The following is an 18,269-nucleotide window of genomic DNA, read 5'->3' as shown; positions in this document are numbered from 1 at the left end:
ACCATTATGGGGAGGGTATACCGCCATGCAAATCTATACGGTCAAAAGAGGGGATAGCCTTTGGGCGCTGTCACAGCGGTACGGCGTAACGCTCGAGCAAATCTACGCCGCCAACGGCTTAACCTCGCAGAGCCAGCTTGTCGTCGGCCAAGCGCTGATTATGCCGACTCCTTCGGAAGGAACGACTCATACCGTTCAAGCGGGCGAATCGCTGTGGAAGATCGGCCAGCGGTACGGCGTTTCCATTCAAGCGCTTGTAGAAGCCAACAACTTGACGAACCCCGCCGCGATCGCCCCCGGGCAGACGCTAGTTATCCCGAGAGCGCCTAAGCCGGTTATCGAAGTGAATGCTTATACGGAGAAATTGGGGACGGAGGGCGTGGCAACCGTCAATGAGATCGGTGAATTTTTAACTTACCTTAGCCCATTCAGCTATCGCGTTCGCGCGAACGGTTCTTTAATACCGATCGATGACTCGCCGGTTATCGGAGCTGCATATGCGCACCGAGTAGCCCCAATGATGGTTATTACGAACTTTGAAAACGGCACCTTCAGCTCCGAAATCGGCCACTCGGTCCTGTCCAATCAAGACGTGCAAACCACGCTTATTAACAACATAACCGGCGTGATGCAGCAGAAAGGCTATCTCGCCCTCAACGTCGATTTCGAATATTTGCTGCCGGCGGACCGCGAGCTGTATAACGCATTTCTGCAGAGGCTGGTAGATACGTTGCATCCTTTAGGCTTCCTCGTCTCTTCCGCCGTGGCGCCGAAAATTTCGGCCGAGCAGACCGGTACGCTGTACGAGGCGCATGATTACGCGGCGCACGGACGGATTCTCGACTTCGTCGTGCTGATGACGTACGAATGGGGATGGTCCGGAGGGCCGCCGCGCGCGGTTGCCCCTATCAACGAGGTTGTGAGAGTATTGAATTATGCGATTACCGTCATTCCGCCGGAAAAAATCATGATGGGAGCTCCGCTTTACGGCTACGACTGGACATTGCCTTATGTGCCGGGCGGCAGATGGGCGCCGACCGTCAGCCCGCAGGAGGCTGTCGAACGCGCGGCAAAATATAACGCGTCGATCCAATACGACGAAGAGGCGCAGTCTCCTTATTTCAATTATTATGACGAGGAAGGCCGGGAGCATGTCGTCTGGTATGAAGACGCGCGCAGCATGCAGGCGAAATTCGATATTTTGAAGGGCTATGGACTAAGGGGCATCAGCTACTGGGTGCTCGGCGTCGCCTTTCCGCAGAACTGGTTCACGATTGGCGAAAACTTTACAATCAAAAAGCTTGTATAATTCCCATACCATACAGGAGGGCCGGCGGATGCATGCATCCGCCGGCCCTCGCCTATCACTCGCTGCCTAAAGCCTAGTTACCGTATAGCCCATCTCTTCCAGAAGCGCGACAAGTCCGTCCTCGCCAACCATATGAAGAGCGCCGACGACAACAAAATATGTCGCTGGCTGAGAACCCGTCAAAAATCCTTTTATTTTATCCGCCATCAGCACATTGCGGTCGAGAAGCATCGCTTTATAATATTCCGCATCCGCCTTTGTATCCACGGCCATCTGCGTCAATTGTTCGACGTCGCCGTTCACCCACATCTCAAACAAGTCATCCGTTGAATCTTCTTCCTGATAGAAGCTGTAGATCGAGCCTGCAAGAAGCTGCTCCTGCACCGCGTCCGAGAAGCTGTCGAACATTTTAAATTGCGATTCGTAAGACTCTAGCTCCATGATCGGAATTTTGGATTCCAACGCTTCATTCATGAAATAATTATCGATGCCGAGCTCAGCATCATATTCGCTGTCTTCGGATGCGACGCTGTCCAAAATCATCGAAGCGTACCAAGGCTCATAAGGGTCAAGCGCGCCCGTCGGCACTTCCAGTTCGGTCAGCAGCTCGCCCAAATACGCGTACACTTCCGGAGAGACATGATTGCGGAGCGTCGTTCCGTCCTTATACGTGCCCAAATCTTCAATGTATGCGCCCAAATCCGGATTCTCAACCGTAACGTCTACTTCAACGGCCAAATAATCGGCTTCGGAAAACGCCTCGGTAATCTCGTCTCTCAGCGGATACATCGCCTCGTTGGCAACGTGAATGGAGCCGAGCAGATAGACGACGTTATCCCCGTTCTCCGCCTTCCATAAAAACCCGCGGCTTTCGATAACCGTATCGATTGAAATTTGATTCCGCTTCTCGTCCCACTCGATCTCATAGCCGCTTTCTTCAACAATGAACCGCAGCGGAACATACGACTTTTGGTTAATTTTTTGAGGCGCGGCGAGCAGCTTCATCGGCTTGCTGTTCACATAAGCCGTATCATGCCCGATCTGCAGCGAGATAACAGCCACGTTCCTTGGGTCGGTGCTTGTCGCCGTCACAACCTGACTTTCTTGATTCCAATCAATCTCAAAATGTAGCTTTTCAAGAAGCATGCGTACTGGCACAAGGGTTGTCCCGTTTACTTTGACCGGCTTATCCTCGCCGAAATGAACAAGCTCGCCGTCTACGTAAATTTGAAGCGGATTCGCTGGAGCGGCAGCGCCGGCGGCGCTTGTCGCGAAGCTTACTGCCATTACAAGAGAAATAAGGATTGCGGCTAATTTTTTCATGCTTGGATGTAACTCTCCTTTTATAAAAATGGAAGCATCGGCAGCGTTCATAGAAATCGCCGCATCGTTGCACGACCTATAAACCTAGTCCTATTCTACCAAATCTATCATTTCATGACGAGAGAGCTCCCTCTGCATTCACCTATACTTTTATATAGCAGGCACAAAAAAAAGACGAAGCTGCCCGTATGGTTGGAACGGCCGCTTCGCCCACGTCGTCGATAGTATATGCGCTTATTGCTCAATCAAGCCAAATCGTCTTGTCCGTGACGGACTTACGCTGCGGCGCCGCAGGCGTCATATCCGGATATCCCGCATAGATGAAGGCGACGATTTCTTCATCCGCCTTCAGCTCGAACTGTTCTTTCATCAGCGGATCGAACATCGGCTGGCCGGAGCGCCAAATGGCGCCGAGGCCATAGGCGTGAGCCGCAAGAAGCAGATTTTGAACCGCTGTCTGCGCCGCTGCAAGCTCCTCTTCCCGCACGGCTCTCGGATCGTCCGACGGCGAGCATATTGCGGCTATCACAACGGGCGCCCGGAACGCCTTAAGCCTCTCCTTGCGCAGACGCTCCTCCAGCTCTTCTCCAGCCAGATCGGGCGCCCCGGCAGCCGCTACCCGCGCATACCCTTCGCCGAGCTTGCCTCTTCCGTCGCCGGTCATCACGACAAACCGCCAAGGCTGCGTGTTATGGTGGCTCGGCGCCCAGGAAGCCGCCTCCAGTATCGCTTCAATGATTTGCCGATCGACGGGATCGGGCTTCACCCGGCCGATCGACCTCCGTCCCTTTATCGCTTCCAGCACCCCGACGCCGCTTGCTTTCTCTTGTGCCGCGATCAATTGGTTCCCCATTCGTACCCTCCTCCGCTTCTCCCGTTAATCAAATAATTGCCGGTACTGCCCGTATCCTTCTTCCTCCAGCCGATCCTTCGGAACAAACCGTAAGGAAGCGGAATTGATGCAGTACCGCAAGCCGCCTTTGTCCCGCGGCCCGTCATCAAATAAATGCCCAAGATGAGAATCCCCTTCCTGGCTTCTTACTTCAATGCGGACCATGTTATGGCTGGTGTCCATATGTTCGGTTATCGCCGACTTCTGCAGCGGCCTTGTGAAGCTCGGCCACCCGCAGCCCGCGTCGTATTTATCCTTCGAGCTGAAGAGCGGCTCGCCGGATACGATATCGACATAAATGCCTTCTTCCGTATGGTCCCAATATTCCCCGGTGAACGGCCGCTCCGTCGCGTTATTTTGCGTCACCTCGTATTGAATCGGCGACAGGCGTTTCCTCAGCTCGTTCTGATCCTTCTTCAATTTCCAGTGGCCTGCGATAAAAGCGTCGCGCCCCGAGCCTTTGCGGTACATTTTGTACCGGTACGGGTTTTTCTTATGGTAATCCTGATGATACTCCTCAGCCGGATAAAAAGGACCCGCCGGCTCGATCTCCGTTACGATCGGCTTGTCGAAGCGGCCGCTTTTCTCCAGCGCCTCCTTGGAAGCCTCCGCCAGCTTCCGCTGCTCTTCGGTGTAATAATAGATGCCCGTCCGATAAGAGGAGCCTCTGTCGTGAAACTGGCCGCCCGCGTCCGTCGGATCGATCTGACGCCAGAAGATGTCAAGCAGTCTTTCATAGGGGAAAATGTCCGGATCATACGTAATTTGCACCGCTTCCGCATGGCCCGTCGTTTCGGAGCATACCTCTTCGTAAGTCGGGTTTTCCGTATGCCCACCGGTGTAGCCCGATACAACGGAAATAATGCCCGGCATCTCTTCGAACGGCGTGACCATGCACCAGAAGCAGCCTCCCGCGAACATCGCCAACGCTTTATTTTGTCCCATGGCAACCATCCTTCCAATCCGCTTATTTACAGTACATTCTTCCCTCCATTATACATGACGAATCTCCCCCTCACAAAAGCGGCGGCCATCCCTCCAAAATTTGGACCAAACAAAATGTCGAGATGTGGCGACAATGGTTGGCCCGTTTGTTACAATAGGGTGACATCCGCAACCTTTCTGGCAGAAAAGACCGTTTAATAGAGTAGGAAGCAAGCGGCGGGCGGTCGATCGGTTATCGTTTTGTAAGGATAGGACAGCTCTTTTTTATGTTCGTTCAACCAGCAAGAGTATGACTGGCATGAGAGGTGAATGAACGAGTATGAGTGAAATTACGCTTGAAACGACGGCGGCATCCAGCCGTCAAGTTGCAAATACGCGCAAGAAACGAAGCAAAACCGCGCTTATTGTATTTATTTTCGTTTGGCTGGTATTGATAGGCGGAGGCTTAACCTTCGCAAAGCTGTACACGGATCAGATGCAGCGGGATATTACCGCAGATATCGAGCGTCAGACCGCAGCGCAAATTTCGGAGATGCAAAAGGCGTATGACGGCCGCATCGCCAAGATGGAGACAACGTACCAGAGCGAGATTACGCAGCTGAAGGAAAAGGTCGACGCGCTAAACGAGCTGCTGACGTTCGCCAAAGACAACGCCGATACCAAAACCGATAACAGCAACAAGCTCTATACGCAGCTGAATGAAGTGAAAAAGCAGTTGGATGAACTGAAAAAAAGCTTGGATGTCCTCAAATGATTATTACCGCTAAAACTTTAAACCGTACGGCGCTGCTTGCAATGGCCCCCTTCCTTGGCATCATGCTGTGGCTGCTGTTCTCCAGTGTGGTCATCGATATTTCGGATAAAGCCATTCAAGATCTGGATTCTGCGGATGAAGCAGCCCCTCGCGCCTACATAGAGGAAACGGTCTCCAGACTTGAGCTTGCGAATGAAACGGCCGCCTTGACCGGTCAGTCGATTCGAACGCAGCTTGATCTGTATAACCGAACAAATGAAGAAATGAACCACATCGCCAAAACAGCCGCAGCCCAAGCGAAGCGTCCGCTTGCCATCTACGATCAGAAAATTACGTCCAGACTGGGCAAACCAGCCGCTACCATCTCTTCGGACAAGCTCCGCGCGCAGCTGTTCTATTTGAGCCATGAGCATTTCAAAAGCTATGCGGTAAAAATCCAATTAAAAGCCGACGACGCCATGACGATGGTTCTTGGCGGCGACGAAGTCGGACAAGCGATGACGACCCTGCAGGCCGTCAAAAAATATAAGGCTGCGGTCGGCGTCAATGCCGGCGGATTTGCCGACGGCCGCGGCAAACGGTACCCGCTCAGCACGACGATCGTGAATGGAGAATACGTATCCGGCTTCGAGCCATCTTATTCGGATTTATTTTTTGTCGGGCTGAACGAAAAAAATGAACTGATTGGCGGCAAATTCTCGACTCAGGCGCAGCTTGACGCCAAAGAGCCGAGGTTCGGCGCATCTTTCGTCCCGGTTCTGCTTAAGAACGGAGTCGCTCAGCAGATTCCGGCGAAATGGCAGACGAGTCCGAGACGCGCGCCGCGCACCGTCATCGCCAACTACAAAGACGACCAGCTGCTCATTCTCGTTACGGACGGCTACAATGAGTCGGGCAGCTCAGGCGCCACGCTCGCCGAGCTGCAGGAGCTTCTGAAGCGGTACGGCGTTGTTGACGGCTATAATCTGGACGGCGGCGGTTCCTCTACGCTTGTGTTTAACGGCAAGCTGATTAACAAGCCTTCGGACGGCAGCATGCGGAAGCTGCCGACGCACTTTTTATTTTTTAAATAAGTGACTAAAGCGCCTCGGCGAGCTGTGATTAATCGCAGGACGTCGAGGCGCTTCTTTTATAGCTTGGCTCGGTCTGCCGTTACGTCACACGACAAACAATCCTCTGCCAATTACATTTGCCGACACGGGCTGAATCCCCATCTCTCTCGCCCATATAGACAGCTGACCCATGTGGTGAATTTCGTGCGCAATGATATGGAGCAGAATTTCGCCTTCGGTATAACGCTCTTCGCTCCATGGAACGGTTACGATATCATTTTCGAAATCATCGGACCAAGTCTCAAGAAACAGCTTTATCTCTTGCATCCACGAGTCGGAAAGCGTCTTTAATTGTTCCAGCGTATTATAATTCTCAAATCGGACCTGAACCTCCGGTTTACCTTGTATCCCGCAAATCCAGCTATACTCAACATCCAAAATATGAAAAATCGTATTAAGGATGCTCCCTTGCCCGCCTATACGGTTCCGCAGCAGCTCTTCATTTGGAACCCGCTTAAGAAGTTCAAACCATTCCTCTCTTATTATCCAGTTAGAATGAAACAACTTGATCAATGCATTCACCCCTTATCCGTCCCTGTAGTCGTTCTTTTCATTCGTTTTGCTTGGATTGCCCGTTTCAATATTTCCAGTTCCAGCTCCGAGTCTACTAGAAGCCGTTCCGCTTCCCGATGGGAGACTCGTCTGAATGTTATCACGTCACCCGGCTTGAGCTGCGCCAGCACGGGAAGGTCGACGGTAGCCGCTTCGCCGATTCGAGGATAGCCGCCGGTTGTTTGCCTGTCCGCCATCAGCACGATCGGATGACCTCCCGGCGGAAGCTGAACGGTGCCGAACGCAACAGGCTCGGAAATCAGCTCCCCCATCCCCGGCTTAAGCTCGAGCGTTTTTCCCTCCAGCCTGTATCCCATCCGGTCCGATGAAGCGCCGATCCGGTACTGCCCCTCGAATACGTCTTGCTTCCCCCGCTCTGACAACCAATCCCAATGCGCGCCGGGCATCAATCGGATAACCGTCGTGTCCTCGGGCGCTTCCGCAAATCCTCCGGCATGCCAGAGCGGCCATTTCAGCTTACCCGAAGGCGACATGCGCAGCCCGGAGGTAATCGGCATACCGGCTTCCTTAGACGCTTCAATGCGGTCGCCCGCGCGGAGGGCGCGTCCTTCCAAACCGCCAAGCTGTCCGCGAAGGTACGTGCTTCGGCTTCCCATTACGGCAGGCGCGCGAATGCCGCCGGCCAGCGCGATATACGTCCGGCATCCGCTCCTGCAGCGCTGGAACCGAATCGTTGTCCCTTTGGCGATATGTACGGGCCTCCACTGCGGCACCGGCTCCAAGTCGTCCGTAACGGGTCCCATGTCGCCGCCGCAGACCGCAATCCAACAGTCTTGCTCTGCATAGAGCTCGGCGCCCGTCAGCGTTAGCTCCAGCACGGCTTCCGATTCCTCGTTGCCGACCAGCCAGTTCGCGATCCGTGCCGCCGTCCGGTCCATCGCTCCGCCGACAACCACCCCTTGCTTTTGATAACCGAGCCGTCCCAAATCCTGAATTGTCGCAAGCAGGCCGGGCCTCTGCACGATCAAACTCATGCCGTCCCCTCCTCTCCAGCCTTCCAATTGTCGAATTCATCGGCGGTAATCGGCTGGAACCGCACGCGGTCCCCGGCCTGAAGCAGGCTCGGCATGTCGGCATCCGGACGGAACAGCTCAACAGGCGTTCTGCCTATCAGCTGCCACCCGCCAGGCGTCGCGAGCGGATAAACGCCGGTCTGCGCGCCTGCAATGCCGACGCTTCCGGCAGGTATGACCGCGCGCGGCGTTTCGCGGCGCGGCACCGCAAGCTGCCGGGGCATGCCGCCCAGATAAGGGAAACCGGGCGCAAAGCCGATCATATGCACAAGATAAAGGCCTCCGCTGTGCAGGTCTATAATCTGCTGCGGCGAAAGCCCGCAATGATTGGCGACATGTTCAAGATCCGGGCCGAACGAGCCGCCGTAACAGACAGGGATCGTCACGATCCGGCCCGGTGAATCCGAGAAGCGTTCTGCATCCTGGAGCAAGCCGTCAAGCAATTTAGTTAGCCGTCCAAGCACAATTTCATAAACCGACCGACAGGCGAACTCTTCTGGCGTTCTGCTTCGCCATACGGCTGCCGGCTCATAGTAGACCGCGACGGACGCAAACGCGGGGACGCATTCCACATAGCCGGCGAATCGATCTGCTTCGATCCGCCCAACCGCCGCCATCACCAGTCGGTGCGTGCACTCATCGATTCCTTCGCCCAAACGAAAAAGTATACATGAATCGCCCATCGGACTTACATCATATGTCTTATTCATGCCTCGTCTCCCTCTAATTGTGCCCTGTCTTATTTCCCGGGCGATTGTACGGCAATGCCCGCGTCCTGGAGCGCCTCCCTCAAAGCCGCCGCATGCCCGGTCGCGCCGGGCGTGTCTCCATGGATGCAAACGGTATCCGCTTTTAGAGGTATATAAGCGCCGGTCCGAGTCTGAACCTGTCCCTCCTTAATGATACGAATGACTTGATCCGCAGCCCTTACAGAGCTCGTGAGGATCGCCCCCTCTATGCTTCTCGGCGTCAACGAGCCGTCCTCTTCATAGGCACGGTCGGCAAATACCTCATTCAGCACCGTAAGACCGATTCGTTCCCCTGCCCGGATTAGCTCGCTGCCCGATAATCCATACAATCGCAAGCTGCCGTCCACCTTATAAACCGCCTCGGCAATGGCTTCGGCTAATGCGGCGTCCTTCGCCGCCATATTATAGAGCGCGCCGTGCGGCTTCACATGGGAGAGCGCCCCTCCCTCCGATTCCGCAAAAGCGCGGATCGCGCCGATTTGATATATCGTCATATCATAGGCTTCCTGCGCTGTAATCTCCATCTTCCTTCGCCCGAAGCCCGCGAGGTCAGGCAAGCCGGGATGGGCGCCGATCGCCACGCCATGCACGAGCGCAAGCTTCACCGCCGACCGGATCGTCGCGGGATCCCCCGCGTGAAAGCCGCAGGCGATATTCGCCGACGTAATATGCGGCATCATCTGTTCATCCGAGCCTAGTCGGTACAAGCCGAAGCTTTCTCCCATATCGCAATTTAGATCAATCCGATGCATGCCGCCACCGTTTCCTCTCTGTAATTTGTACTTTTAGCTTACAACGCAATTGCCGCAAAGCTCAACACTTTGTGACCTGACTCACAAAAGAAACACATAACCAGGGTTTCAATAAATTGCCAGTAGGTACGAAGAGGGCGTACAATAATTTCGAGGTGATAACAGATGAAATTGAGGAGGCGAAACCTACTCCTTCTTCTTGCCATTATTCTTATCGGATCGTGGTTCGTTAGTTTTTTATCCCCGGAGCTAACCATTAGGAGACATATGCTTGTGAAGCTGCACCCGGTCAGCAGCTTTACAACCAATATCGCGAATATGGAAAGATATGATCGAACCTATGGGCATCTGTATAATGCAACGGGGTATACGGATCGAATGACGGGGGATGAATTGGGCGTGTTTTATTTGAAAAAGAAAGGGCCTTTCTGGGTAGTATCGAGTGTAGGGTCCGGACCATAACGGAGGAAACGAACACAAACGGCTAAAAGCAACAAAAAAGCAGCGCCGGCCCAGCGCTGCTTTTTTATATTTCGATGGTTTATTCGCCGCCCATAAAAACGTAGCGGGCGATAATAAGCAAGGCAAGAATCCACATCAGCACGTGCACCTTGTACTTGCCTTTGCCGGCGATGTTCGCAATGGTAGCCAGCAGCACGTACGATACGATACCGAAGGAGATACCGTTCGCGATGCTGTATGTGAAAGGCATCAGCGCCAGCGTCAGGAACGCCGGAATCGCATGCACCATATCGGAGAAGTCGATATCCTTCACGGATTGCATCATCAAAACGCCGACGATGATCAAAGCCGCAGCCGTAGCGGAGCCAGGAACCAAAGCGACAAGCGGCGACAGGAAGATCGCAAGCAGGAAGCATACGCCGGTTGTCACGGCCGTCAGACCGGAACGTCCGCCCTGCGCGATACCAGCCGAGCTTTCGACGTAAGCCGTAACCGTACTTGTGCCAAGCACAGCGCCGCCGCCTACGGCCACTGCGTCGACCAGCATCGCTTTGCCTACGCGCTTTTTGCCTTCCTCCGGATTATTCATAATGCCGGCGCGGTTCGCCGTACCGACAAGCGTGCCGAATGTATCAAAGAGCTCTACGAATGTAAACGTCAGGATGACCGTAATCAAGCCGACTTCGAACACACCCGCAAAGTCGAAATGCCAAATGGCCATCGAACCGAAGTCCGGAATCCAAGTTTTGCCTTCCAGCGCCGCTTTAATATTCACATGTCCCGTAAGCAGAGCGATAACCGTTGTACCCAAAATGCCGAACAGAATCGCGCCTGGAACGCGCAGCACCATTAGAATCGCGATAAGCGCTACCGCGAGAAGTGTGTATACCACGTTTTCATTGTGGAAGCTTCCGAGCTGAATCAGCTGTTCGCCGCTGTCTAGGAACACAAGCGTCATAACGCCGCTGTTCTTAAGGCCGATAATCGCGATGAACAAGCCGATACCGACCGTAATCGCATGCTTCAAGCTGTCCGGAACTGCTGTTATAAGCATCTGACGCACCTGCGTGACCGTCAGGATAATGAAGATAATACCGGAAATAAATACCGCCGTAAGACCTACGGCCGGCGAAATCGGAGTACCCGTTGCTTGCGAAGAAATAACGGTTGCCGCAAAAAAAGCGTTAAGACCCATGCCTGGCGCAAGCGCAACAGGGAAGTTAACGAACAAGCCCATTGCGATAGTAAAAATACCCGCCGCAAGCGCAGTCGCTAGAAAAACGCCTGTCCAGTCAAGACCAGCGCCCGACAAAATGCCCGGATTGACAGCCAGGATGTAGGCCATCGTCATAAATGTCGTCAGCCCCGCCATAATTTCAGTTCTGACATTTGTTCCCAGTTCCTTCAAGCGAAAGAAACTATTCATTTTGATAAAACCCTCCCAAAATTGTGTTGGAACAAACAAAGAAGCCTAGATAGGAATGTATAAATTACACATTTCTACTAGGCTCTGCAAAAAGGAGAAGCAGCATACGCAGGGCCGCTGCGCATAATCGCTTCCACTCTCTTCGTAGCCTGATCATTTACGGTGACCGAGTAGAGACTCCCAAGCCGATTCTTGGGATTATACGAAAAGTTTTTATGCGGTTGTTGTTTTCCATTATCAATATTAAGGAGGACACGAACATTTTGTCAACAATTTTCACGAATATTCGTCAAAGTTTTTAGTCCCATTATTCGGAAATGCAACGTTTTCATCCGATAGAGCTAACGCAGAAGCTCCTTCCACTTCGTATAAAGCGCTAGCGGCTCGCCATCGTCGAGCAAGCCCTTGCTTAAATATAGGCCCTGCTCAATGGAATCGGCCTTGCCCGCTAAATGCAAGCGAACAGCCGAGTTCAGCAGCACCTGGTTCGTAAACGCCAGATGCCCGTCGCCTCGCAGCAAAGCCTCGGCCGCTTCGATCTGAGCGGCAGCGGTCCATTCGACTTCCGGCGGAAGCGTTTCGAGTCCATACGTGTCCGGATCGATAATCTGCATCGAAGCCTGGCCGTTCTGCACGTAATAAGTGCGCGTCGGCCGTTCGATATAAAGATCCTCGGAGCCTTCCATTCCTTGCACGATTAGAGCCCGTTCATAACCAAGACGCTCGGAAAGCTTCGCCATTCGTTCAAATACGGTATTATGAAAAACGCCGAACAGCAAATAAGGGGAATGCGAATAATCGACCAGCTTCTCCGCCGTATTCAATACGGTCCGCATGCCAAGCTCCACCCGAATCGAACGCAGTTCGCCGAGCGGCGGGCACCATTTCTCGGCGGGAACATAAAGCACGCCCGTCGCTTGAGCCGTTTCAACCAGCTTCTCGCGGGACGCATGATTGGCGTCAATGCCGGCTTCCAGCAGCAGATCCTGAAGCGTAAGTCCCCACTTCGGCGGCAGCGAGCCGGAACCGTGCAGCGTAACGGGGAGCCCTGCCGCTGCCAGCACAAACGCTGTCGGGAAGGTCGCAAAAAACGATTTTTTGCGGCCGTCATAAGGTCCCGAGCAATCCATTCCTTTTTGAATCGGGGCTCGGAAGGCATGCGCCCGGCAAACATGGACGAACGCCTCCAGCTCTTCGACGCTTTCCATCTTAATCCGCTCCGCTATAAAAAACGCCCCGATCTGAGCAGGCGTCGCCTTGCCGCCCAATATAAGCTCCGCCGCGTCCTTCGCTTCCTCGTAGCTTAGATCACGAGCGCCTCTTTTGCCTCTGCCGACTTCCTTCAACCATTTTGTAAGCATAAAGGCCCTCCTCTATATGTTCGTAGTATGCGAGCCTCGCAGCCCTATTTCATATCCTGCAAAAGCTGGTGAACCTTCACGATATTAGCCGCCACGTCAACCATCCGCTTTCGCTCGTTCATCGCCTGCTTGCGGAGCACCTCGTAGGCTTCCGCTTCCGAAATATTTTTAATTTTACATAGGATGCCCTTTGCCATATCAATCCATTTGCGCTCTTCGAGGCGAGCCTCCAGCTGCTTGCGCTCCAGCTTCCATTGCTGCCTTTCCATACGCTGCTTTTCAGCCAAATGAAGCGCCCAGTGCAGCTCCCACTCCCCCATGGACGGCCCGAGCAGTCCGTCGATCGGGATGTCGCTCTCGCAATATTCGGCCGATAAAGCCGCTGCTTCGGCGCTGCACCACCATAAGATCGGTAAGCCTCTTAATTTGGTTATCCGAGGCCCCCATACCTTTACGGCATCAAGAGGCATATGCAAAATAACCGCGTCTACGTCGGACAGATGCTTCTCCGCTTGTTCCGCATCCTCCGCCCTCCGCATTTGATAGCCGTTGCTTTTTAAAATATAGACCGGAGTTTCCTTATGCGTCATCGGGTTTGGCCGGGCTTCGCCGCCCGCCGCCTTCTCGCTTGTCGTATGCAGCTCAATGACCAACAAAGAACGCATATAGACCGCCCCCTCCTATGCATCTTATTTGAAGCGCCACTGTTTCGATCCAACCTGCATTATAAATATGTGAATATATATAACACAGAAACCAGCAAAATGTCACTACAAAAGATTAATTAGATTTTGTTATGTTAGCTATATTGACATCACTTTAAATTCTGATGTATAGTGTCAGTAACACACAAACGAATAACGTTCGCGAGTACAATGGCGTATTCGTTCGAAGAGGCAAAGAAGCCTGCTTTCGCATCACGGGAGACATGTGTCCCCCGGATTCGGAAGCAGGCTTTTATTGTTATTCACCATTAGATAGGTATTGGCGAGAGGGGAGAATTCATTATGCACGCACAGAAGAAAAAGTTGGTTCTCATCGGTAACGGAATGGCCGGGGTCCGGGCAGTCGAACATTTGCTGAAGCTTGCGCCGGGCAAATATGACATCACGATATTCGGAAGCGAGCCTCACCCTAACTACAATCGTATCCTATTGTCCTCCGTGCTGGCCGGCGGAGCAAGCATGAGCGATATCGTCATAAACGACTGGGATTGGTACAAAGAGAACGGCATCGCGCTTCACACCGGCGATCCTGTCACGAAGATCGATACAACAAGCAAAACCGTCGAATCCAAAAAAGGACTGAAGCTTGCTTATGACGAGCTGATCATCGCGACAGGCTCCAATCCGTTTATGCTCCCGCTGCCGGGCGCCGACAAAGAAGGCGTAATCGCCTTCCGGGACATTCAGGATTGCGAGAAGATGATCGACGCGTCCCAAAAGTATAAAAAAGCCGTCGTCATCGGCGGCGGGCTTCTCGGCCTCGAAGCGGCCCGCGGCCTTCTCCATCTTGGCATGGACGTGCATGTCGTGCATATTCACCACTACCTGATGGAGCGCCAGCTGGACGAAGCCGCTGCGAAAATGCTTCAGCGCGAGCTGGAGGCGCAAGGCATGAAGTTCCTCCTTCAAAAAAATACCGCTTCCATTAAAGGCAAACGCCGGGCATCGGGTCTCGTCTTCTCCGACGGCAGCGAGGTGGACGGCGATCTTGTCGTCATGGCCGTCGGCATTAAGCCGAATGTCGAGCTCGCAAGAGCGGCCGGCATCGAAGTTAACCGCGGCATCGTGGTGAATGACTTCCTGCAAACAAGCGAACCGGGCGTCTATGCCGTCGGCGAATGCGCCGAGCATCGCGGCATCGCATACGGTCTCGTCGCCCCTTTATACGAGCAAGGCGCCGTTCTCGCCAAACATTTGGCCGGCGCAGAGACGGACGGTTATCACGGCTCCGTCACGTCAACCAAGCTTAAAGTATCCGGCGTCGATGTGTTCTCCGCGGGACGCTTCGACGAAACGCCTCAAACGCGTTCGCTGAAGATGCAGGACGATATGTCCGGCACCTACAAAAAACTCGTGATTCAAGACGGCAAGCTAGTTGGAGCCGTATTGTTCGGCGACACGTCCGAAGGCTCGGAGCTGTTCTCCATTATTCGAAAAGGCGAATCCGTCGAAGGACGCGAGAAGGAGCTGCTGCTCGGCTTCTCGCCTAGCCAAGCGGGCGGAGGCGCCTCCAAGGAAAGCCGCCTTCTTGCGATGCCTGATGACGAAATCATCTGCGGATGCAACGGCGTATCCAAAGGAACAATCGCCGACGCGATCACTTCTAAAGGCTGCAATACGGTCGGCGCCATCAAATCCTGCACGAAAGCATCCGCTTCCTGCGGCGGCTGTAAGCCGCTTGTGGAGGGATTGCTCCAAATTTATTCCGAAAACGCGGGCGAGCCTGTTAAAGAAGGCATCTGCGGCTGCACGACGCTAAGCAGAGACGAGATTGTCGCCGAGATCAAACGCATGGAGCTTATGAACATCTACGAAGTGATGAACGTCCTCGGCTGGAGCAATCCGGAAGGCTGCTCCAAGTGCAGACCGTCGCTCAACTACTATTTGGGCATGCTGTACCCGGATCAATATGTTGACGAGAAGGAATCCCGCATTACGAACGAGCGCTATCACGCCAACATCCAGAAAGACGGCACATTCTCCGTCGTGCCGCGTATTTACGGAGGCGTTACCTCTCCGGAGGAGCTGAAAAAAATCGCGGAAATTGCAGTGAAATACGAAGTGCCTCTCGTGAAATTTACGGGCGGTCAACGCCTCGACCTCTTGGGCGTGAAAAAAGAAGATTTGCCGAAGATGTGGGAGGATCTCGATATGCCTTCCGGACACGCGTACGGCAAGACGCTTCGTACCGTTAAAACCTGCGTAGGCAATACGTTCTGCCGCTTCGGCACCCAGGATTCGATGGGGATGGGCATCAAGCTCGAGAAGGCGTTCGAGCGGCTGAATACGCCTGCGAAGGTCAAGCTCGCCGTATCCGGCTGCCCGCGCAACTGCGCGGAAGCATCGATCAAAGACTTCGGCGTAATCGCCATCGACGGCGGCTGGGAGCTGCATGTAGGCGGCAACGGCGGCGTGCATGTTCGCGCGACTGACGTCATCGGCGTCGTGAAGACGGAAGACGAGGTTATGGAATGGGCCTCCGCGTTCCTGCAGCTGTACCGCGAGGAAGCCATCTGGAACGAACGTACGGCGCAATGGATCGAGCGCGTCGGCCTCGACTACGTGAAGCAAAAGCTGGAGAAACAAGAAGACCGTTTGGCTCTGAAGGAGCGGATCGAACATACGCTGAGCCTGACGACGGATCCATGGAAGCAAATCGTGGAGAATAAAGAGCTTCGCAAAAACTTTGAACCGCTGCCGGCTACCCAGCCAGCGACGCTGTAATCGATTCAACAAAGAGGAGGAACCCGACATGACAACAAAAACAACTAAGCTGTTTGTCGCCAACGTAAACGATATTGATTTTAGAAGCTCCCGCACGATCAAATACAACGACCTCGAAATCGCCGTGTTCAAAACGACCGACGGCAGCGTGCTCGCCGTTGAAAATAAATGCCCGCACAAAGGCGGCGTTTTATCGGAAGGGATGGTGTGCGGCCACGCCGTGCACTGTCCGCTCCATGATTGGAAGATCGACCTGCGCACCGGCCGGGTTCAAGAACCGGACGAAGGCTGCATTACAACATTTGAGACCGAAATTGATCAATCGAACGGCTCCATCTATGTGACGATCTAGCGAATACGGGGAGGCCAGTCAGACATGTCATTCGTCAAACCCGCCAAAGTCGTCGACATCATGGTGGAAACCGGAGCGGCAAAAGCAAACCTTTCTCCGTTCCAAATGGTCATCCGCAGCGTGCTGGGAGGCGCGATATTGGCTTTTGCCACAACGCTTGCGTTCACGGCTGTTCACCAGACCTCGATCGGCTTAGCCGGCGCCCTCCTATTCCCGGCCGGCTTCGCAATGATCGTGCTGCTCGGTCTCGAGCTCGTAACCGGCAGCTTCGCCCTCATCCCGCTAGCCGTCATTCGGCGGCAGACGACCTTCGGTCGAATGCTCGCCGGCTTTGGCTGGGCGATCGCCGGCCATCTGATCGGCTGCGGCTTGTACGCTGCGCTTTACCTGTTGACGATTACGAACTTCGGGCATAACCTGGAAGCGCCGCTTGCCAAAACGCTGATCGCGCTTAGCGAAGCCAAAACGCTCGGCTACAAGGAGCTCGGAACAGACGGCATGCTGCTTGTTATCGTAAAAGCGATTCTTTGCAACTGGATGGTCACGCTCGGCGTCGTCATGTCGTTCACTTCCAAATCGACCGCCGGCAAAATCGCCGCCATGTGGCTGCCGATTCTGACCTTCTTCGCGCAAGGGTTCGAGCATGCGGTCGTCAACATGTTCGTGATTCCCGCAGGTATGATGCTGGGCGCAGACGTCACCTTCGCCGATTGGTGGGAGTGGAACCAGCTGCCGGTGCTCATCGGCAACTTTATCGGCGGCGCTCTATTTACTGGTATTTTGCTGTACATGTCGCATAAGAAGCTCCTTCCTGCGCGGGAGGAAATAGCAGCAGCCGGCGTCACCGTTAAGGAGCCCGTCATACCCGCAGTAAATGGAGGCAAAAGCCTATGAAAAATAGCGGTAACGGAAAGGTTTATATCGTCGGAGCCGGACCGGGCGACCCCGAGCTGGTCACCGTAAAGGCGGTGCGCCTGATTCAGCAGGCGGAAGTGATTTTGTACGACCGGCTTGTAAATAAAGAGCTTCTGCAGCACTGCTCGCCGGAAACGATCTTGATCGATTGCGGCAAAGCGCCGCGCGCGCACGCCATGCCGCAAGAGCAGATTCAACAAACGCTGGTCCGTTACGCGTTAGAAGGCTACACTGTCGTCCGGTTAAAAGGCGGAGACCCGCTCGTGTTCGGCCGCGGAACGGAAGAAGCGCTCGAGCTGGCGGAATGGGGCATACCCTACGAGATCGTTCCAGGCGTAACCTCCGCAATCGGAGCGGCGGCCGCTTCCGGCATTCCGTTAACCCACCGGCATTATGCCGCGTCCTTCGCTTGCGTAACCGGCAGCCGCTGCCACGGATCCGGACCGGATATTCGTTGGGACCTGCTCGCGCATAGCGTCGACACGCTGGCCATTTATATGGGAGTAAGCGAGCTGCCTAACATTCGGGAGCAGCTGTTGAAGCATGGCAAACCGTCTTCCACGCCTGTCGCGCTTATCGAGCGCGGGACAACGCCGGATCAGCGCGTAATAGTAGGTACGCTCGCCGATATTGATACGGTCGCCGTCTCGAGGAAGCTGACCAATCCGGCGCTTATCATCATCGGCGAAGTCGTCCGCATCCGCGAGCAGCTGCTTCATGCCGAGCAGCAGGCTCTATCGATGATCGGGTAGTTCAAGTCAGGAATGGCTGCTCACATTTCCTGCAAAAGTACATCATTTTGATGCCAAGGAACGCTTCTTGCAGAAAATTGATGCAAAAGCACATTATTTTCTAACGGTTCTCGTTGAAAATCAGCCCCAG

The 18,269-nt window shown here is 54.1% G+C and carries 19 protein-coding genes and 1 riboswitch; of the genes, 9 read left to right on the top strand and 10 right to left on the bottom strand.

From position 1 onward, the window contains the following. The first annotated feature begins 25 nt into the window (after positions 1–25). Positions 26–1,309, top strand: a complete 1,284-nt coding sequence (locus D3P08_RS02815) for a glycoside hydrolase family 18 protein (protein ID WP_119597883.1) — start codon at positions 26–28, stop codon at positions 1,307–1,309. Between the two features lie 66 nt (positions 1,310–1,375). On the opposite strand, the gene D3P08_RS02810 is transcribed toward D3P08_RS02815, so the two are convergent. From D3P08_RS02810 to msrA, 3 genes are all read right to left on the bottom strand, one after another. Then, positions 1,376–2,632, bottom strand: a complete 1,257-nt coding sequence (locus D3P08_RS02810; RefSeq protein WP_162848341.1) for a TraB/GumN family protein — start codon at positions 2,630–2,632, stop codon at positions 1,376–1,378. A gap of 241 nt (positions 2,633–2,873) precedes the next feature. Further along, positions 2,874–3,485, bottom strand: coding sequence for a nitroreductase family protein (locus D3P08_RS02805; RefSeq protein WP_119597881.1), 612 nt, complete (start codon positions 3,483–3,485; stop codon positions 2,874–2,876). 24 nt (positions 3,486–3,509) lie between these two features. Further along, a complete protein-coding gene (msrA, locus tag D3P08_RS02800; RefSeq protein WP_119597880.1) occupies positions 3,510–4,469 on the bottom strand; it encodes a peptide-methionine (S)-S-oxide reductase MsrA in 960 nt (319 codons plus the stop codon). Between the two features lie 319 nt (positions 4,470–4,788). Between msrA and D3P08_RS02795 the strand changes: the two genes are divergently transcribed. Next, the gene (locus tag D3P08_RS02795) at positions 4,789–5,223 is read left to right on the top strand and encodes a hypothetical protein (protein WP_119597879.1); all 435 of its coding nucleotides are present in this window, start codon (positions 4,789–4,791) and stop codon (positions 5,221–5,223) included. After that, the gene (locus D3P08_RS02790; protein ID WP_119597878.1) at positions 5,220–6,296 is read left to right on the top strand and encodes a phosphodiester glycosidase family protein; all 1,077 of its coding nucleotides are present in this window, start codon (positions 5,220–5,222) and stop codon (positions 6,294–6,296) included. Before D3P08_RS02795 ends, D3P08_RS02790 begins: the two co-directional genes overlap by 4 nt. 84 nt (positions 6,297–6,380) lie before the next feature. Here the strand turns inward: D3P08_RS02790 and D3P08_RS02785 are convergent, their stop codons facing one another. The 4 genes from D3P08_RS02785 to D3P08_RS02770 are packed head-to-tail and all read right to left on the bottom strand — an operon-like array spanning position 6,381 to position 9,422. Then, positions 6,381–6,848, bottom strand: coding sequence for a DinB family protein (locus D3P08_RS02785; RefSeq protein ID WP_119597877.1), 468 nt, complete (start codon positions 6,846–6,848; stop codon positions 6,381–6,383). 5 nt (positions 6,849–6,853) lie between these two features. Next, the gene (locus D3P08_RS02780; protein ID WP_119597876.1) at positions 6,854–7,882 is read right to left on the bottom strand and encodes a 5-oxoprolinase subunit C family protein; all 1,029 of its coding nucleotides are present in this window, start codon (positions 7,880–7,882) and stop codon (positions 6,854–6,856) included. Further along, the gene (gene pxpB / locus D3P08_RS02775) at positions 7,879–8,631 is read right to left on the bottom strand and encodes a 5-oxoprolinase subunit PxpB (RefSeq protein ID WP_119597875.1); all 753 of its coding nucleotides are present in this window, start codon (positions 8,629–8,631) and stop codon (positions 7,879–7,881) included. The genes D3P08_RS02780 and pxpB overlap by 4 nt, the downstream gene beginning before the upstream one ends. A 29-nt stretch (positions 8,632–8,660) precedes the next feature. Then, entirely contained in the window at positions 8,661–9,422 is a 762-nt protein-coding gene (locus tag D3P08_RS02770; RefSeq protein ID WP_119597874.1) for a LamB/YcsF family protein, read from the bottom strand. A gap of 273 nt (positions 9,423–9,695) precedes the next feature. Between D3P08_RS02770 and D3P08_RS02765 the strand changes: the two genes are divergently transcribed. Next, complete coding sequence (locus D3P08_RS02765; protein WP_147381768.1) at positions 9,696–9,884, top strand: hypothetical protein; 189 nt, start codon at positions 9,696–9,698, stop codon at positions 9,882–9,884. A gap of 79 nt (positions 9,885–9,963) precedes the next feature. On the opposite strand, the gene D3P08_RS02760 is transcribed toward D3P08_RS02765, so the two are convergent. The 3 genes from D3P08_RS02760 to D3P08_RS02750 form a co-directional block, all read right to left on the bottom strand. After that, positions 9,964–11,310: an NCS2 family permease gene (locus D3P08_RS02760; RefSeq protein WP_119597872.1), complete on the bottom strand. Its 1,347-nt coding sequence runs from the start codon at positions 11,308–11,310 to the stop codon at positions 9,964–9,966. A gap of 125 nt (positions 11,311–11,435) precedes the next feature. Continuing rightward, positions 11,436–11,536: riboswitch (purine riboswitch) on the bottom strand. 115 nt (positions 11,537–11,651) lie between these two features. After that, entirely contained in the window at positions 11,652–12,671 is a 1,020-nt protein-coding gene (locus D3P08_RS02755; RefSeq protein WP_119597871.1) for an anthranilate phosphoribosyltransferase, read from the bottom strand. Positions 12,672–12,715: 44 nt separating this feature from the next. Further along, complete coding sequence (locus D3P08_RS02750; RefSeq protein WP_119597870.1) at positions 12,716–13,336, bottom strand: ANTAR domain-containing response regulator; 621 nt, start codon at positions 13,334–13,336, stop codon at positions 12,716–12,718. A gap of 73 nt (positions 13,337–13,409) precedes the next feature. Here D3P08_RS02750 and D3P08_RS28010 point away from each other — a divergent pair, with 73 nt between their 5' ends. The 5 genes from D3P08_RS28010 to cobA all read left to right on the top strand — a co-directional run bounded on the left by D3P08_RS28010 (position 13,410) and on the right by cobA (position 18,139). Next, a complete protein-coding gene (locus D3P08_RS28010; protein ID WP_119598017.1) occupies positions 13,410–13,508 on the top strand; it encodes a hypothetical protein in 99 nt (32 codons plus the stop codon). 170 nt (positions 13,509–13,678) lie between these two features. Next, positions 13,679–16,120 carry a nitrite reductase large subunit NirB gene (nirB, locus tag D3P08_RS02740; protein ID WP_119597869.1) on the top strand — a complete coding sequence of 814 codons (2,442 nt, stop codon included), beginning with the start codon at positions 13,679–13,681 and terminating at the stop codon, positions 16,118–16,120. Between the two features lie 28 nt (positions 16,121–16,148). Continuing rightward, the gene (nirD, locus tag D3P08_RS02735) at positions 16,149–16,472 is read left to right on the top strand and encodes a nitrite reductase small subunit NirD (RefSeq protein ID WP_119597868.1); all 324 of its coding nucleotides are present in this window, start codon (positions 16,149–16,151) and stop codon (positions 16,470–16,472) included. A 24-nt stretch (positions 16,473–16,496) separates the two neighbouring features. After that, on the top strand, positions 16,497–17,366 hold the full coding sequence (locus D3P08_RS02730; protein WP_119597867.1) for a formate/nitrite transporter family protein: 870 nt from the start codon (positions 16,497–16,499) through the stop codon (positions 17,364–17,366). Then, complete coding sequence (gene cobA, locus D3P08_RS02725) at positions 17,363–18,139, top strand: uroporphyrinogen-III C-methyltransferase (protein WP_119597866.1); 777 nt, start codon at positions 17,363–17,365, stop codon at positions 18,137–18,139. The genes D3P08_RS02730 and cobA overlap by 4 nt, the downstream gene beginning before the upstream one ends. The last annotated feature ends 130 nt before the right edge of the window (positions 18,140–18,269 follow it).

Origin of the sequence: Paenibacillus nanensis (genome assembly GCF_003583765.1) — a bacterium.
In the GTDB taxonomy this organism is placed as follows: domain Bacteria; phylum Bacillota; class Bacilli; order Paenibacillales; family Paenibacillaceae; genus Pristimantibacillus; species Pristimantibacillus nanensis.
This window is presented reverse-complemented; position numbering and strand designations above follow the sequence as displayed.

Excerpts from the sequence above, each read along its gene's own strand:
- D3P08_RS02795 (WP_119597879.1), top strand. The coding sequence starts at position 4,789 with ATGAGTGAAATTACGCTTGAAACGACGGCGGCATCCAGCCGTCAAGTT.
- D3P08_RS02755 (WP_119597871.1), bottom strand. The coding sequence starts at position 12,671 with ATGCTTACAAAATGGTTGAAGGAAGTCGGCAGAGGCAAAAGAGGCGCT.
- cobA (WP_119597866.1), top strand. The coding sequence starts at position 17,363 with ATGAAAAATAGCGGTAACGGAAAGGTTTATATCGTCGGAGCCGGACCG.
- D3P08_RS02730 (WP_119597867.1), top strand. The coding sequence starts at position 16,497 with ATGTCATTCGTCAAACCCGCCAAAGTCGTCGACATCATGGTGGAAACC.
- D3P08_RS02805 (WP_119597881.1), bottom strand. The coding sequence starts at position 3,485 with ATGGGGAACCAATTGATCGCGGCACAAGAGAAAGCAAGCGGCGTCGGG.
- nirB (WP_119597869.1), top strand. The coding sequence starts at position 13,679 with ATGCACGCACAGAAGAAAAAGTTGGTTCTCATCGGTAACGGAATGGCC.
- D3P08_RS02780 (WP_119597876.1), bottom strand. The coding sequence starts at position 7,882 with ATGAGTTTGATCGTGCAGAGGCCCGGCCTGCTTGCGACAATTCAGGAT.
- D3P08_RS02790 (WP_119597878.1), top strand. The coding sequence starts at position 5,220 with ATGATTATTACCGCTAAAACTTTAAACCGTACGGCGCTGCTTGCAATG.
- nirD (WP_119597868.1), top strand. The coding sequence starts at position 16,149 with ATGACAACAAAAACAACTAAGCTGTTTGTCGCCAACGTAAACGATATT.
- msrA (WP_119597880.1), bottom strand. The coding sequence starts at position 4,469 with ATGGGACAAAATAAAGCGTTGGCGATGTTCGCGGGAGGCTGCTTCTGG.
- D3P08_RS02760 (WP_119597872.1), bottom strand. The coding sequence starts at position 11,310 with ATGAATAGTTTCTTTCGCTTGAAGGAACTGGGAACAAATGTCAGAACT.
- D3P08_RS02815 (WP_119597883.1), top strand. The coding sequence starts at position 26 with ATGCAAATCTATACGGTCAAAAGAGGGGATAGCCTTTGGGCGCTGTCA.
- D3P08_RS02750 (WP_119597870.1), bottom strand. The coding sequence starts at position 13,336 with ATGCGTTCTTTGTTGGTCATTGAGCTGCATACGACAAGCGAGAAGGCG.
- pxpB (WP_119597875.1), bottom strand. The coding sequence starts at position 8,631 with ATGAATAAGACATATGATGTAAGTCCGATGGGCGATTCATGTATACTT.
- D3P08_RS02770 (WP_119597874.1), bottom strand. The coding sequence starts at position 9,422 with ATGCATCGGATTGATCTAAATTGCGATATGGGAGAAAGCTTCGGCTTG.
- D3P08_RS02810 (WP_162848341.1), bottom strand. The coding sequence starts at position 2,632 with ATGAAAAAATTAGCCGCAATCCTTATTTCTCTTGTAATGGCAGTAAGC.